Source organism: Bradyrhizobium sp. YCK136 (assembly GCF_044570075.1).
GTDB lineage: Bacteria > Pseudomonadota > Alphaproteobacteria > Rhizobiales > Xanthobacteraceae > Bradyrhizobium > Bradyrhizobium diazoefficiens.
On sequence record NZ_CP172424.1, the window covers coordinates 1,750,661 to 1,767,057 of the forward strand.

At 65.6% G+C, this 16,397-nt stretch carries 9 protein-coding genes; 3 read left to right on the top strand and 6 right to left on the bottom strand.

The window, feature by feature from the left end:
* Positions 1-31: 31 nt before the first annotated feature.
* The gene (locus tag ACFLEY_RS08290) at positions 32-1,039 is read right to left on the bottom strand and encodes an SIS domain-containing protein (protein WP_060908839.1); all 1,008 of its coding nucleotides are present in this window, start codon (positions 1,037-1,039) and stop codon (positions 32-34) included.
* 191 nt (positions 1,040-1,230) lie between these two features.
* Here ACFLEY_RS08290 and ACFLEY_RS08295 point away from each other — a divergent pair, with 191 nt between their 5' ends.
* Positions 1,231-2,973: an outer membrane beta-barrel protein gene (locus ACFLEY_RS08295; protein ID WP_060908838.1), complete on the top strand. Its 1,743-nt coding sequence runs from the start codon at positions 1,231-1,233 to the stop codon at positions 2,971-2,973.
* 177 nt (positions 2,974-3,150) lie between these two features.
* Here the strand turns inward: ACFLEY_RS08295 and ACFLEY_RS08300 are convergent, their stop codons facing one another.
* On the bottom strand, positions 3,151-4,602 hold the full coding sequence (locus ACFLEY_RS08300; RefSeq protein ID WP_060908837.1) for a glutamate synthase subunit beta: 1,452 nt from the start codon (positions 4,600-4,602) through the stop codon (positions 3,151-3,153).
* Positions 4,603-4,743: 141 nt separating this feature from the next.
* Positions 4,744-9,477, bottom strand: a complete 4,734-nt coding sequence (gene gltB / locus ACFLEY_RS08305) for a glutamate synthase large subunit (protein WP_060908836.1) — start codon at positions 9,475-9,477, stop codon at positions 4,744-4,746.
* A 491-nt stretch (positions 9,478-9,968) separates the two neighbouring features.
* On the opposite strand from gltB, the gene ACFLEY_RS08310 reads away from it, so the two are divergent.
* Positions 9,969-10,751 carry a hypothetical protein gene (locus ACFLEY_RS08310; RefSeq protein ID WP_060908835.1) on the top strand — a complete coding sequence of 261 codons (783 nt, stop codon included), beginning with the start codon at positions 9,969-9,971 and terminating at the stop codon, positions 10,749-10,751.
* Positions 10,752-10,848: 97 nt separating this feature from the next.
* On the opposite strand, the gene ACFLEY_RS08315 is transcribed toward ACFLEY_RS08310, so the two are convergent.
* Together ACFLEY_RS08315 and ACFLEY_RS08320 are read right to left on the bottom strand one after the other, a co-directional pair.
* The gene (locus ACFLEY_RS08315) at positions 10,849-11,619 is read right to left on the bottom strand and encodes an alpha/beta fold hydrolase (RefSeq protein ID WP_060908834.1); all 771 of its coding nucleotides are present in this window, start codon (positions 11,617-11,619) and stop codon (positions 10,849-10,851) included.
* A gap of 153 nt (positions 11,620-11,772) precedes the next feature.
* Positions 11,773-12,243 (bottom strand): Hsp20 family protein, encoded by a 471-nt coding sequence (locus tag ACFLEY_RS08320; RefSeq protein ID WP_028173863.1) that lies wholly within the window; start codon positions 12,241-12,243, stop codon positions 11,773-11,775.
* A gap of 207 nt (positions 12,244-12,450) precedes the next feature.
* On the opposite strand from ACFLEY_RS08320, the gene ACFLEY_RS08325 reads away from it, so the two are divergent.
* Entirely contained in the window at positions 12,451-13,398 is a 948-nt protein-coding gene (locus tag ACFLEY_RS08325; RefSeq protein WP_011090464.1) for an alpha/beta fold hydrolase, read from the top strand.
* Positions 13,399-13,485: 87 nt separating this feature from the next.
* Here the strand turns inward: ACFLEY_RS08325 and ACFLEY_RS08330 are convergent, their stop codons facing one another.
* The gene (locus ACFLEY_RS08330; protein WP_396604594.1) at positions 13,486-16,284 is read right to left on the bottom strand and encodes a di-heme-cytochrome C peroxidase; all 2,799 of its coding nucleotides are present in this window, start codon (positions 16,282-16,284) and stop codon (positions 13,486-13,488) included.
* Positions 16,285-16,397 lie beyond the last annotated feature (113 nt).

Genomic DNA, 16,397 nt, shown 5'->3' on the forward strand with positions numbered 1-16,397 from the left:
TCGCATCGCCCCGGAATGACTGTGCTTGAAGCTACGCCACGCCCGCGCGCAGCAGATCGTGCAAATGCACGATGCCCACGACCTTGCCCGCCTCGGTCACCAGCAGCGTCGTGATCTTGCGGGTGTTCAGCACCTCGATCATCTCGGTGGCGAGCATCGAGGGCGGCACGGTCTTGGGCTGCCTGGTCATGATGTCGTCGACCGACACCGTCAGGAGATCAGGACGCATGTGGCGGCGCAGATCGCCGTCGGTGATGATGCCGACGGCCTCATTCGCGTCGTTGACGATGCAGACGCAGCCCAACCCCTTGGCCGACATCTCGACCACGGCCTCCGACATCTTGGTGCCTTCAGGCTTGACCGGGATCTCCGCGCCGGTGCGCATGTAGTCGCGAACGAATTTCAGCATCGCGCCGAGCTTGCCGCCGGGGTGGAAATGCGCGAACTCGAGCGCGGTGAAGCCGCGGCCTTCGAGCAGCGCGATCGCGAGCGCATCGCCGATCGCGGCCTGCATCAGGGTCGAGGTGGTCGGCGCCAGATTGTGCGGGCAGGCCTCGCGCGCCTTCGGCAGCTCGATCACGAGGTCGGCGGCCTGTCCCAGCGAGGACGCCGCCTTCGACGTCACCGCGATCATGGGGATCGCAAAGCGCGCCGAATAGTTCACGAGGGTCTTCATCTCCGGCTGCTCGCCGGACCAGGACAGCGCCATGATGACGTCGTCCGCGGTGATCATGCCGAGGTCGCCATGGGCGGCTTCAGCGGTGTGCACGAAGAAGGCGGGCGTGCCGGTCGAGGCCAGCGTCGCTGCGATCTTGCGCCCCATATGGCCTGACTTGCCGAGCCCGGTGACGATGACGCGACCCTTGGCCTGCCGGATCATGTCGACCGCCTTGGCGAAGGTCGCACCCAGCGGGCCGCGCAGGGCGGCGGCGAGCGCGTTGATGCCGCCGCTCTCCGTCTCCAGGGTGCGGAGTGCGGATTCGACGCTTGTGGGAATGGGGCCGGATGATTGGGTCATCAGCGGTTTCGAACTCGGCATGTTCAGGTCCAGGGAGGAGGGGCGATGGCCCGTTGGTGCCTGCTTAGCACGCCTCGGCGTATGAGGCGACGCGGCCGCCCCGACCCTCAACGGGTCATTAACCATAATTGTTTTAACTCCATTAACGATGGTTTCTGCCAGCCGGCGGGAACCATCGCGAAAGTATTTGATTTCGTTGGGGTAATTCCATCGTGGGGTCGTCTCCAGGCATGGGCCGGAGCAAACGCGCGCATTTCCTGCGCGCGGCTTTGCCGTGTCTTGCGCTGACGGCCCTGCAAAGCGGTCCAGTCGCCGCCCAGAGCCTCACGCCCGACCTGTTCAATCCCAACCGCGGCGGCTTCGCCGCGCCTGAGACATTGCCGACGCGCCGCACGGCAGGCGTGCCGCAGGCGCCCTCGGACGTGCTGCCGGCGCTGCCCGATCCCAATGCCGACCCGCGCAAGCGCCAGCAGACGCCGGCGACCTCGCGCGTCGGCCAGGTGCCGACCTACGGCCTGCCGGCCGCCAACGGCGCCAGCGGCTCGGGTTACGACTCGCTCAACCGCAAGCGGCAGCAGCCCAAGCTCTATCCCGGGCAGCCGAAGCCGAAGCGCCCGGTCGGACCCGGCTCGCCGGTGCCGCCGGCAACGCCGGACAGGACGCTCGGCCCGCCGCGCATCGCGCCGCCGCCGTCGGAGACCGCGCACAAGGTGCCGGTGCCGCCGGCGATGGCCGGCAACGTGCCCGGCCAGCCGCTGCGCCGTCGCCTCAAGGCCGATGACGACGCGTTCGGCGCGGTCGGCGATTATGCCGGCAGCTTCCTGATCAAGGGCGGGCTCGAGCTCTCCGCCGGCTATGACACCAACCCGGCGCGTCTGAACAAGCCGGTCGGCTCGCCGGTCTACGTCGTCGCGCCCGACCTCCTCGTGGCGTCCGACTGGGAGCGCCACGCGCTGGTCGCCGATTTGCGCGGCTCGTTCTCGGGCTACACCAACAACATGCCGGCGACGATCGACGGCTTCGCCTCGCCCTCGCCGGTCGAGATCGACCGGCCCGATTTCACCGGTCATGTCGACGGCCGCATCGACGTCGACCGCGATCTCAAGCTGACCTCGCAGCTGCGCCTGCGGCTCGCCACCGACAATCCCGGCAGCCCGAACGTGCAGGCCGGCCTCCAGAAATATCCGGTCTATGCGACCTATGGCACGACCATCGGCTTCGACCAGACCTTCAACCGCTTCCAGGTCGCCGCCGGCGCCACCGTCGATCGCACCGCCTATACGGATTCAAAACTCACCGACGGCTCGACCTTCAGCAACAACGATCGCGACTTTAATCAGTACGGCGGGGTCGGCCGCTTCTCTTACGAGCTGAAGCCTGGGCTAAAACCGTTCGTCGAGATCCAGGGCGACACCCGCGTCCACGACCAGGCCGCTGACCGCAACGGCTATTTCCGCGATTCAAACGGCGGCTATGCCAAGGTCGGCTCGTCCTTCGAGTTCTCGCGCATCCTCACCGGCGTGGTCTCGGTCGGCTATTCTGCGCGCAACTATGTCGACCCGCGCCTCAGCCAGCTCTCGGGCTTCCTCACCTCGGGCTCGCTGATCTGGAACGCGAGCGGCCTGACCACGGTGAAATTCGCCACCGACACGCAGATCGCGGAGACCACGGTCCCCGGCTCCTCCGGCGTGCTGGTGCACACCTACGGGGTCGAAGTCGATCACGACTTCCGCCGCTGGCTCACCGCCGTCGGCAAGTTCACCTACGGCACCTACGACTACCAGAACCAGGGTCGTAACGACAAAACCTACTCGCTCGAAGGCAATTTGATTTACAAGCTCAACCGCAACATCTGGATCAAGGGCACGCTGCGCCACGACATCCTGGATTCGAACCAGCCGACCTCGAGCTCGCAGGCGACTGTGGTGATGCTGGGGGTGAGGCTGCAGAATTGACGCCTGTCAGCACGCGTCTGGAGTGAGATGAGGCGCGAGAGCACGGCTCTCTCCGCTCGTCATTCCGGGGCGCGCCATTTGGCGCGAACCCGGAATCCATCGGGCGTCAGGGGGCGTGGATAAATGGATTCCGGGCTCGCGCTTCGCGCGCCCCGGAATGACCGGCGAGCGGCGAACCTACCGCGGCAGATCCGTCTTCCCCATCAAGAACGTATCAATCGACCTTGCACACAGCCGGCCCTCACGGATCGCCCAGACCACCAGCGATTGCCCACGCCGCATGTCGCCGGCGGTGAACACGTTCGGGCGCGAGGTCTGGTAGTCGAGCGTGTTGGCCTTGACGTTGCCGCGCGGGTCGAGCTCGACCGAGAGCAGCTTGAGCAGGCCCTCATGCACGGGGTGGACGAAGCCCATGGCGAGCAGGACGAGCTCGGCATCCAGCTCGAACTCGGTGCCGGCAATCGGCTTGAACTTGTCGTCGACGCGGACGCAGTGCAGCTTCTTGACCTGGCCGTTCTCGCCGGAAAACTTCTGGGTCAGCACGGCGAATTCGCGGATCGCGCCTTCGGCCTGGCTAGAGGAGGTGCGCATCTTCAGCGGCCAGTTCGGCCAGGTCAGGCCCTTGTTCTCGCGCTCGGGCGGGGCGGGCATGATCTCGAGCTGGGTCACGGACAGCGCGCCCTGGCGCAGCGAGGTGCCGATGCAGTCGCTTCCGGTGTCGCCGCCGCCGATGACGACGACATGCTTGCCGCTGGCCAAAATCTCGGTGACGCCGTTCAGCGGCTCCTCGGAGACGCGGCGATTCTGCTGCGGCAGGAAGTCCATGGCGTAGTGGATGCCTTGGAGATCGCGGCCGGGGATCGGCAGGTCGCGCGGGGCTTCCGCGCCGCCGGTCAGCGCCACGGCGTCATACTCGTTGAGCATCTCGCGCGGATCGACATTGCCGTCAGCGCCGACATGGCTGTTGTAGTGGAAGGTGACGCCTTCGCCTTCCATCTGCTTGACGCGGCGGTCGATGATGCCCTTCTCCATCTTGAAGTCGGGGATGCCGTAACGGAGCAAGCCGCCGGCCTTGGCGAACTTCTCGAACAGGTGCACGTCGTGGCCGGCGCGCGCGAGCTGCTGCGCGCAGGCCATGCCGGCGGGTCCAGAGCCGATCACTGCGACCTTCTTGCCGGTCTTGACGGAGGCGACTTCCGGCTTCAGCCAGCCATTGTCCCAGGCGCGGTCGACGATCGCGCATTCGATCGTCTTGATGGTGACCGGGTTGTCGTCGATGTTGAGCGTGCAGGACGCTTCGCACGGCGCGGGGCAGATGCGCCCGGTGAACTCCGGGAAATTGTTGGTCGAGTGCAGGTTGCGCGAGGCCTCTTCCCAGTTGCCCTGATAGACGAGGTCGTTGAAATCGGGGATCTGGTTGTTGACCGGGCAGCCCGGCGTGCCGGGCGCGACCGAGCCTGTGCCGTGGCAATAGGGAATGCCGCAGTTCATACAGCGCGCGGCCTGGTCGCGCGTTTCCCTCTCGGTCAAGGGAACGACGAACTCGTGAAAATGCTTCACGCGCTCGGCGACCGGGGTGTACTTGCGGTCGTGCCGTTCGATTTCCAGAAAACCCGTGATCTTGCCCATTAAACCCGAAGTCCCTGCCGCTTAGGTTTGTTTGCCGTCGTTCCGGGATGCGCGCGCCGCGCGCAGACCCGGAACCTGGAGGTTGCTTTGCGAGATTCCGGGTTCGCGCTTTGCGCGCCCCGGAATGACGCGAGTTGAGAATTACGCCCCGATCGCGATCTTCGGCTCGGCGTCCGCGTTGGCCGCCATTTCGCGCAGCGCACGCCGGTACTCGACCGGCATCACCTTGCGGAATTTTGGCAGCCAGTCCTTCCAATTGGCAAGGATGTCGGCGGCGCGCTTGGAGCCGGTCGCTTTCGCATGGCGCGTGATCAGGACGTGCAGCCGCTCGACGTCGGAGTCGAGTAGGCCCTTGAACACGTCGACCCGGCCATGCGCCTCGAGGTCACCGGTGTGATTGTAGGTGCCGGCGTTGATCAGCTCCTCCGACAGGACCGGTTCGAGTTCGACCATGCTGAGGTTGCACAGCTTGTCGAAGTCGCCGGTCTCGTCGAGCACGTAGGCGATGCCGCCCGACATGCCGGCCGCGAAGTTGCGCCCGGTCTTGCCGAGCACGACCACGATGCCGCCGGTCATGTATTCGCAGCAATGATCGCCCGCGCCCTCGACCACGGCGATCGCGCCCGAGTTGCGCACGGCGAAGCGTTCGCCGGCGATGCCGCGGAAGTAGCACTCGCCCTGGATCGCGCCGTACATCACGGTGTTGCCGACGATGATGCTTTCTTCCGGCACGATCGCGGAGTTCTTCGGCGGCTTGACGATGATCTTGCCGCCCGAGAGGCCCTTGCCGACATAGTCGTTGCCTTCACCCTCGAGCTCGAAGGTGACGCCATGGGCGAGCCACGCGCCGAAGGCCTGGCCGGCAGTGCCCTTGAGGCTGACATGGATGGTGTCATGCGGCAGGCCGGCATGGCCGTAGATCTTGGCGACCGCGCCCGACAGCATGGCGCCGGCGGAACGATTGGTGCTGTTGATCGTAGCGTCGATCTTCACCGGCGCGCCGCGATCGAGCGCGGGCGTCGCCTGCTCGATCAGCGTGCGGTCGAGCACAGCTTCCAGATGATGGTTCTGGCGCTCGGAGTGATAGATCTTCTGGCCCTTCTCTTCCTTCTGCTTGACGAACAGCTTGGAGAAGTCGAGCCCCTTGGCCTTCCAGTGCGCGACCAGCTTGGTCTGGTCGAGCAGCTGAACCTGGCCGATCATCTCGTTGAAGGTGCGGAAGCCGAGCGACGCCATGATCTCGCGGACCTCTTCCGCAACGAAGAAGAAGTAGTTGATCACGTGCTCGGGCTGGCCGGTGAAGCGCTTGCGCAGGACGGGGTCCTGGGTCGCGACGCCGACCGGGCAGGTGTTGAGATGGCACTTGCGCATCATGATGCAGCCGGCCGCGATCAGCGGCGCGGTGGCGAAACCGAACTCGTCGGCGCCGAGCAGCGCGCCGATCACGACGTCACGGCCGGTGCGGAAGCCGCCATCGACCTGGACCACGATGCGGCTGCGCAGCCGCTCGCGCACCAGCGTCTGGTGGGTTTCGGCAAGGCCGATCTCCCACGGTGAGCCGGCGTGCTTGATCGAGGTCAGGGGCGATGCACCGGTGCCGCCCTCGAAGCCCGCGATGGTGACATGGTCGGCGCGCGCCTTGGCGACGCCCGCGGCGACCGTGCCGACGCCGATCTCGGAGACGAGCTTGACCGAGACGTCGCCCGTCGGGTTGACGTTCTTGAGGTCGTAGATGAGCTGCGCCAGATCCTCGATCGAGTAGATGTCGTGATGCGGCGGCGGCGAGATCAGGCCGACGCCCGGCGTCGAGTGCCGGACCTTGGCGATGGTCGCGTCGACCTTGTGGCCGGGCAGCTGGCCGCCTTCGCCGGGCTTGGCACCCTGCGCCATCTTGATCTGCATCATGTCGGAGTTGACGAGATACTCCGTGGTGACGCCGAAGCGGCCCGAGGCAACCTGCTTGATCGCCGAGCGCATGGAATCGCCGTTCGGCAGCGGCTTGAAGCGGTCGGCTTCCTCGCCGCCTTCACCGGTGTTCGACTTGCCGCCGATCCGGTTCATGGCGATCGCGAGCGTGGTGTGCGCCTCGCGCGAGATCGAGCCGAAGCTCATCGCACCCGTGGCAAAACGCTTGACGATGTCCTTGGCCGGCTCGACCTGGTCGAGCGGCACCGGCTTGCGCTTCTCTTCCTCCGCGCTCTTTATCCGGAACAGGCCGCGCAGCGTCAGCAGGCGCTCGGACTGTTCATTGAGGATCTTGGCGAAGGCGCGATAGCGCTCCAGCGAATTGCCGCGCGCGGCGTGCTGAAGTAGCCCGACCGACTCGGCGGTCCAGGCATGGTCCTCGCCGCGGCTGCGATAGGCATATTCGCCGCCGACGTCGAGCGAGGTCTTGTAGACCAGCGCCTCGCCGAACGCGTCGGCATGGCGGCGCACGGCTTCTTCCGCGATCTCGGCCAGACCCACGCCTTCGACGCGGGTATGCGTGCCGGCGAAGAACTTTCCGACAAAGTCCGCCTTGAGGCCGACCGCGTCGAAGATCTGCGCGCCGCAATAGGACTGGTAGGTCGAGATGCCCATCTTGGACATCACCTTCAAAAGACCCTTGCCGATCGACTTGATGTAGCGCTTGACGATCTCGTAGTCGTCGAGCGAGCCGGGCAGGCGGTCCTTCATCGCGATGATGGTCTCGAACGCGAGGTAGGGATTGATCGCTTCGGCGCCGTAGCCGGCAAGGCAGGCGAAGTGATGCACTTCGCGCGGCTCACCGGATTCGACGACAAGGCCGACCGAGGTGCGCAGTCCGACGCGGATCAGATGATGATGCACGGCAGCGCAGGCCAGCAGTGCCGGGATCGGGACCCGGTCGGTGCCGACCATGCGGTCGGACAGGATGATGATGTTGACGCCCTCGCGCACCGCGCTTTCGGCGCGCGCGCAGAGCTCGTCCAGCACCTGGTCCATGCCGGCTGCGCCGAGCCCGGCGTGGAAGGTGGTGTCCAGCGTGCGCGACTTGAAGTGGGTGTCGGCCACGTCGGTGATCGAGCGGATCTTCTCGAGATCCGCGTCGGTCAGGATCGGCTGGCGCACTTCGAGGCGCTTGGTGGTGGCCATGCCCTGCAGGTCGAACAGGTTCGGCCGCGGTCCGATGATCGAGACGAGGCTCATCACCAGCTCTTCGCGGATCGGGTCGATCGGCGGGTTGGTGACCTGCGCGAAGTTCTGCTTGAAGTAGGTGAACAGCGGCTTGGCCTTGTCCGACAGCGCCGAGATCGGCGTGTCGTTGCCCATCGAGCCCGCGGCTTCCTCGCCCGTCGCCGCCATCGGCGTCATCAGGATGGTGATGTCTTCCTGGCTGTAGCCGAACGCCTGCTGGCGATCGAGCAGCGACAGGTTGGAGCGCACGCCGGTGGTCGGAACCTTCGGCAGCTCTTCCAGCACGATCTGGGTCCGCTCCAGCCACTCCTTGTAGGGATGGCTCTTGGCGAGCTCGGCCTTGATCTCGTCGTCGGGGATCAGGCGGCCCTGCTCGAGGTCGACCAGCAGCATCTTGCCGGGCTGGAGCCGCCACTTGGTGATGATCTGGTCCTCGGGGATCGTCAGCACGCCCATCTCGGACGCCATCACGATGCGGTCGTCCTTGGTCACGAGATAGCGCGCCGGCCGCAACCCGTTGCGGTCCAGCGTGGCGCCGATCTGGCGGCCGTCGGTGAAGGCGATCGCGGCGGGGCCGTCCCACGGCTCCATCAGCGCGGCGTGATATTCGTAGAAGGCGCGGCGCTTCTCATCCATCAGCGGATTGCCGGCCCACGCCTCCGGGATCATCATCATGACGGCGTGCGGCAGCGAGTAGCCGCCCTGCACCAGGAATTCGAGCGCGTTGTCGAAGCAGGCGGTGTCGGACTGGCCTTCGTAGGAGATCGGCCAGAGCCGGTTGATGTCCTTGCCGTAAAGCTCCGAGCTCACCGAAGCCTGGCGCGCCGCCATCCAGTTGGTGTTGCCGCGCAGCGTGTTGATCTCGCCGTTATGCGCGATCATGCGGTAGGGATGCGCCAGCGACCAGGCCGGGAAGGTGTTGGTCGAGAAGCGCTGATGCACCAGCGCCAGCGCGCTCTCGAAGTCCGCCTCGTGCAGGTCGGGATAGTACTTGCCGAGCTGGTCGGCGAGGAACATGCCCTTGTAGATCACCGTGCGGCAGGACATCGAGCAGGGGTAGTAGCCCGCAAGGCCGCGGTCGCGGCGCTGGTAGATCGCCTGCGAGATCGACTTGCGCAGGATGTAGAGCCGGCGCTCGAAATCGTCCTCGGTCTTGGCGGTGCCGTTGCGGCCGATGATCACCTGCATGCAGGCGGGCTCGGTCGGCTTCACGGTGACGCCGAGCGAGGAGTTGTCGGTCGGCACGTCGCGCCAGCCGAGCAGGGTCAGGCCCTCTTCCTTGATCTGGTCGGCGATGATGCTCTTGATGACGTTGCGCCAGGCGGTGTCGCGCGGCATGAACAGCGCGCCGATGGCGTATTCGCCGGGCTGCGGCAGCGTGAAGCCGAGCTCCTTGGCCTTGCGGCTGAAGAAGGCGTGCGGGATCTGCACCAGGATGCCGGCACCGTCACCGGCGCGCGGATCGGCGCCGACAGCGCCGCGATGCTCGAGGTTGCAGAGGATGCTCAGCGCGTCCGAGACGATCTTGTGCGACTTCTTGCCCTTGATGTTGGCGATGAAGCCGACGCCGCAGGAATCCTTTTCCAGGCTCGGATCGTAGAGGCCTTCGGCGGGCGGGCGCGAATTGTGTTCCTGAATCGGATCGGTCGTTTTCGAGGCGACCGTCGCCGACAGTTCTTCTGCCACGATGTTTGCGCGCTCGAATTGCGACCCGTTCATGTCTTCGTCCTCTCCATGCGGCAAGCTGTCTCACCGCCATCTTCGGCGCACCTTGGGCGTTCCGCGGCACCCGCCTCTGGGTCACCGCTCGTCCGCTGCGAGCCGCATTTTCTTAAATTCAGGCCAAGGCGTTCTACGTCCCCGTGAACGGCTTTGCCTGTTGCCTTCTTGGTGCTCGGAAGCACCGACTTTCGTTGCAATCCCTATGCCGGAACCGCAAGCAAAATTGAGACAGCTTTCCTGTCCTAACCATCACCTTGCCAAATTTTTGTCTATCACACAAGCGCGCGAAAGTCCCGATTCCCGATCTGTCAATCAATCGCTTTCCGAAAGTTGCGCAGCCCCGGTTTTGAAAGCAAACGCGCCCTGATCCGGCCCTGTGGACGCCGAAATCGCAAATGAAGCTTCGGATCGCCCCTTCGGAAGGCGCGCCACGCCGCGAGAAGCGAAAGAGCGCGCCCCGTCCGGGGTCTGACAGGAGCGTCTCGACCATGAAGTTTTTCACAGGATGTGTGGCCGCCGCCGCGCTGGCGCTGGCCGCAAGCACGGCTCAAGCGCAAGTTCCAGCGAACGGTATTGCGGGAGGGGCCACGATCGCCGTGTCGGATTTCGACGCGCCCTATGCGCCGCCGGACGCCGCGCCGCCTCCGCCGCCGCGATACGGCTATGGCTATGGCTACGAGGAACGCGGCGCGGCGCTGCTGCCGGCCACCGAGGTCTATGCGGTGCTGCGCGACAACGGCTTCTCGCCGCTCGGCATCCCACGGCTGCGCGGCAGCGTCTACACCATCTCGGTGATCGACCGCCGCGGCGACGACGGCCGGCTCGTGATCGACGCCCGCGACGGCCGGATCATCCGCTTCATGCCCGCCGCCGATGCCTACGGCATGGCACCGGCCTATGAGCAGCCCACGGTCGCGCCCTACGGCCCGCAAAGCGCGCTGCCGCCGCCGACCGTGGTCCGCAGCGGCCCGCCGCGCCCGCCGGCCTCGATCCCGCATGTCGCGAGGCGCACCGTGCCGCTGCCCAAGGCGGCTCCGCAGCGCGGCGAGACGCCGGTCGCGGCCGTGAAGCCAGCCGAGCCTGCGGAACAGCAGGCCCAGGCGCCGCAAGCTCAAGCACCGCAGGCACAGCCCGTGCAGCAGACCGCCGCCGTGCAGGCCAAGCCCGCCGAGGCCGCGCCGCAGGCCGCTGCGCCGACAGTGGGTCAGGCGAAGCCCGCCGCGACGATTCTGCCGACACAGGACATGCCGGCCGCGCAGGGACTGGATTAGCGCGCAGTTCGTTTGGCGCGACGGCGCTCACGACATTGGAGCAAAACAAAAGGCGCCTGAGATTTCAGGCGCCTTTTGCATCACAGGCAATCGCCTCTCAGCTCCGCGGATACCCCGCAGCTTCCAGGATCAGGTTCGCCACGTCCTTCGGATGCGACACCAGCGAGAGGTGGCCGGCATCGAGCTCGACCGTCGTTGCGTTCATGCGCTTGGCGAGGAAGCGCTCGAAATCCGGATTGATGGTGTCGTCGTTCTTCGACACCGCGTACCAGCTCGGCTTGGCGTGCCATGCAGCTTCTGTGGTGCGGCCGGCGAAGATCGAGGCCGCGGTCGGCCACTGCACGGCATAGAGCTCCTTGGCCCGTTCCGGCTTCACGCCATTGGCGAAATATTTCAGGAAGGCGTCTTCCGAGAGTTTTGTGTAGCCGTCGCGCTCGATGATGCCGGCGCGCACCGGGCCGGTCGGGAATTGCTTCGACAGCGCGACGAAATCCTCGTTCGCATCGGGCGCGCGTGCGGCGACATAGACGAGGCCGGTGACCTTCGGGTCGGTGCCGACCTGGCTGATCACGGTGCCGCCCCAGGAATGCGCGACCAGCACGGTCGGCCCGTCCTGCTCGGCCAGAGCGCGCTTGGTCGCCTCGACCGAGTCCGCAAGCGACGACAGCGGATTCTGCACGGCAGTCACGTGAAGGCCGGCGGCCTGGAGGATCGGGATCACCTCGGACCAGCTCGATCCGTCGGCCCAGGCGCCGTGCACCAGCACGACGTTCTTGGCCTTCACGGCTTGCGGGCTCTGTGCGTGAGCGAGGCTGAGGGGAGCCGCCAGCAGGCTCGCGGCGACGAAAAGGCTGCGCCAAAGTGTCATGATCGTTCTCCGTCTTGTTTTGGGTTCGATGCCCAAAGGACGGAGGGAGAGGCCGCGCTGTTACGAGGCTCACCAGTCTGTGATGCGGTGCAAACGAAAAAAACGCCCCGGGGCACCGGGGCGTTTTTGCAACCTGGAAGTGGCGTGCGTGTTTTACGCGGCGACTTGCGCGGCCGAGTTCTCGATCACCTGCGCCTTGGGCGCGCCGGCGTTGATCGCGATCTGGCGCGGCTTCTTGGCTTCGGGAATCTCGCGGACGAGATCGACGTGAAGCAGCCCGTTCTCGAGCGAGGCGTCCTTCACCTGCACGAAATCGGCAAGCTGGAAGGCGCGCTCGAAGGCACGCGCGGCGATGCCGCGGTAAATCACTTCGGACTTCGAGTTCTCGTTTGCGACTTTCTCGCCCTTGATCGTCAGCGTGTTTTCCTTCGCGACGATGGAGAGCTCATCCTTGGCAAAGCCCGAGACCGCAACGGTGATGCGGTAGGCGTTCTCGCCGGTGCGCTCGATGTTGTAGGGGGGATAACCGGGGCTGCCGTCCGAACCGGCCTGGTCGAGCAGGTTGAAGAGACGGTCGAAGCCGACGGTGGAACGATAGAAGGGGGTGAGATCGTAGGTACGCATGGTCAAGTCCTCCATTGAGCGACTGTTTGGTAACCCGCCCGCCAATCGGGCCGGGCTTTAGTCTGTGTGCAGCCTGATGTTCCGGTTCCGAAACACTGGTAGCGGCCTGCACCATGGTGATATGGGTTCAAGGGAACGGCGTTCAAGAGGGCGGCAACTTGCGCCTTTTCGGCGCTCCCGCCCTTGATTTTCAGCATTTCTCGCCCAATGACGCTGATCTCGATTCCGTCCAATCCCGTTCCCGAAGACGTCGTCAGCGGCACCATCAAGACACCCGATGGCGCCGAGCTGCGCTTTGCGCGCTGGGCGCCGCCGGCGAACCGCAAGGGCACGGTCTGCGTCTTCACCGGACGCAGCGAGCAGATCGAGAAATATTTCGAGACCGTGCGCGACCTGCGCGACCGCGGCTTTGCGGTGGCGATGATCGACTGGCGCGGGCAGGGCCACTCCTCGCGCCGCCTGCGCGATCCGCGCAAGGGCTATGTGCGCGACTTCGCCGATTTCGAAATCGACGTCGAGACCTTCGTGCAGCAGGTGGTGCTGCCGGATTGCCCGCCGCCCTTCTTCGCGCTCGCCCACTCCATGGGCGGTACGGTGTTGCTGCGCGTTGCGCATGCGGGCAAGCGCTGGTTCGACCGCATGGTGCTGTCGGCGCCGATGATCGACCTGCCAGGCCGCACCACCTCGTTTCCGTCGCGGGCGCTTCTGAAGACGATGCGCCTGATGGGGATGGGCGGCCGCTATGTTCCCGGCGGCAGCGACCGCATCACCGGGCTCGATCCCTTCATCAACAATCCCCTGACCAGCGATCCCGTGCGTTATGCGCGCAACGCCGCGATCCTGGAGGAGGATCCGACGCTCGGGCTGGCGTCACCGACGGTCGCCTGGGCCGATAGCGCCTTCCGCGCCATGCACACCTTCAAGGGCATGAACTACCCCTCCGAGATCCGCCAGCCGATCCTGATGCTGGCGGCCTCCAGCGACACCGTGGTTTCGACCGCCGCGATCGAGGAGTTCGCCTACCATTTGCGCGCCGGCTCCCATCTCGTGATCGCCGGCTCGAAGCACGAGATCCTCCAGGAGCAGGACCGCTACCGCTCCCAGTTCTGGGCCGCCTTCGACGCCTTCGTGCCGGGCACGCCGCTGTTCAAGTGAGCGGCAGTGACGGTGCGTTCCCTCGCCCCGCTCTTGCCCGCTGAAGCTTCAGCGAAGGCGGATGCGGGGAGAGGTGAAAGGACCGCGCTACAGCGTCTTCAGATACTCGATCAGGTCCTTGCGCTCTTCTTCTTCCAGCAGGCGGCCGACGACGCCGTCCTTGTGCGGCGGCCCCTTGCCCTCGAACGAATGGCCGAGATTGCTGTTGCCGTTGATCTCGGTACCGTCGGGCCAGGTGGTCGAGAACTGCGTTTCTCCGGTCTTGCAGCGCTCGCCCTCGACGACGGCGAAGCCGACCAGCTTCGGATCGTAGGCGCGCTGGCCCATGCAGAATTTCTTGGGTCGCTCGGCAGCAGGCCGCAGCATCCAGTCCAGCGAGGGCACTGAGCCGTTGTGGAGATAGGGCGCGGTGGCCCACACCCCGTTCAGCGGGCGCGCGCGATACCAGGGACCGGGCTCCTTGGGATCCGGCGGCTGCGGCCCGGGATTGGGACAATTGGCGCGGGCGCCCCACCAGCGCTTCTGCGCGTCGGGCGGGATTTGAGCGTCATTCATCGCCTTGCGGCTGACGATGTCGACGATCGCCATCAGCCCAACCGAATAGGGCATTTCGGTCGAGGTCGTCTCCGGCAGGTTGGTGCATTTCCATTGGTCGCCGAGGATGCGTGTCGGATTCAGATCGAGGAAGCCCGGCACCGAGACCGTCCGCTTCTCCAGGACTCTGGCCTGGGCGGAATCCGTCCCCATGCCCGTGACGCTCTTCTGGATCGGGTTGAGCACCATCTCGTCGCCGATGCGCTCCCAGCGCGACGACGACCACACGCTCTCCTGCGGAAACTCCTTGTCGAACTCGGGATCGTTGACGGGACCGAGGTGGCACTCCACGCAGATCTTTGCGTAGAGCTTGCGGCCGCTCTTGACGCGGTCCGGATTGATCTTCCAGTCGTCGCCGAGAATCTGCGAAGGCCATCTCGGCGAGGTCAGTCCGCCGAGCTTCTTCTGCGCGTAGGGATTGGGGCCCGCCAGCAGACTCTCGATCCAGTGCAGGTTGGTGACATCGGCCGAGGACCGGTAGAGCCTGTCCTTGGGATAGGCGTCGGACAGGTTGAGCAGCGCCGTCACGCCGAGCGCCTCGCCGGCATTGCGGATCAGCGGCTGCTCGATCGAGGCATCGTACTGCGCGAATTTGAGCCACGGCACGGTCCAGATCGGAGGGAAGCTGACCGGCGCGTCCTGGGCATGCAGGTTCTTCTCGAATCCCTTGACCCCGCTCAGCGCGAAATCCTGGGAGAACACCTGGTTGCCGATGCGATTGAGCGCATCGAGACGGCCGAAGCCTTCTTCCGTGTCCTTTTGCTGCTTGCCGTCCCAGGTCTTCTTGCCGGCGATCGTCTTGTCGTAACCCTTTTGCCAGTCGAGCAGGAATGTGAGGGTCGCCTTGAGGCTCTGCTTGAGCGCATTGCGGTCGGCGTCGCTCGCATCGGGGCCGAGTACGCGGTCGGCGAACCGCTTGAAGCGGAACGGCACGTAGAGCGTGTAGGCGATCGAGAGCCCGGTCACGCTCTCGAGCTTCTTCAGGTCGGTCATGGCCGGGCCGCCGTCGAAGCGCACGTCCACGCCCTTGTAGCGCACGTGCCCGGTGTGGCAGGCGGCGCAGGTCAGCCCGATCTTGTCTTCCTCGCGGCGGCCGGTCGCGGGATCGACGACGCCCGTCATCCGCGCGAAGCCGACCGGCAGGCCGTCGACATTCTCGACCTGCGACCAATCGGTCGACAGGCTCTTCGGCTGCGTCGTGTCGTAGACATTGGCGTAGCCGAAGCTCCGCAGCGTGGTTGCGTCGGTCTTGATGGATTGCGGGCTCTGGATGAAGCCGAAGCGCTCGAGATAGGCGCTGTCCTTCACCATGCCGGGGCGTGAGAACAGGCGAAGACGCGGCTGCTCCAGCGCCATGAACCAGGTGTAGGGAACCGGAAAGGTCGCGGTGCCCTGGCTGGTGTGGTGGAACCAGTGCCGGTCCTCCAGCGACCAGTTCTGCTCGAGCCAGAAGGCCGCCGTCGTCTCCGGGAGTTTTGGCAAGGGCGGCGGCAGCAGCTGTGCGAGGACTCCCTTCTGGGGCAGCATGGCGCGGACCTGGTCGGGGAATTCGGCGACCGCCACGAGCGCGACAAGAGCCGTCGCGAACAGGAACGCTATGATCCCGAGAGCCCAGCGAAACCTGAGCGCGCAGGATGACAGCAGCGACTGCGATAAAATCCGCTGGTTGATGCGGTCGGGGAATTGGCGCGCGTTCAGCAGCGTGCGCACGTCGGCGACGCTGAGATAGCGATCCTCCTTACCCGTGCCCTTGCCCATGATCTTCAGCAGGACGGGCCATTCGAACTGCATCAGCACGGGGTAGTACCAGCGCACGGCGCTGCCTGCGCGCTTGAGGTTCTCGCGCATGAAGGTCTTGATTTCCGCAGCGTTGAGGCCGGGCTCGCTGCTGCCGGTGTCCGGATCGGTGTAGGTCCGGCCGAAGCTCTGGAGCCGCGCGATCTCGTCCTCGTTGACCTTGCCGTCGACGCCGAGGACGCGCGAGCCGGCGCCGCGCTTGTCCAGAGGGCCACCGCGCAGTTCGTCGAGCTGCGGGCCCGACCGGATGCTTTTCAGGATGTGGCTAAATCCGTTGGCGATGAGCGCAACGCCGCGGACCTGGATCCGGGCCCAGCTCTTCATCAGCCCCGTCTCGCCGCTCGCATTCGCGATGGTCTGCGACAGCGTGTTGAGCGGGACGGTCCCGCCGTCGACGAAGCCTTCGCCGACGAGGCCGCGCAGGAATGGACAGGGATTGTTCGGCGAGACCCCGATCGAGGGGTCGAAGGGGGGCTTCGAGGCGGGGTGATGCATGGCCCAATTCCTGAAAACGGCGAATCGTGAAAATCAGACGCGCCGATCAAGCGCGGAAAGTCCTAACAAACAGCCAGCGCGGCCGCCGCCGACTATACTACTTCAGCGTGTGA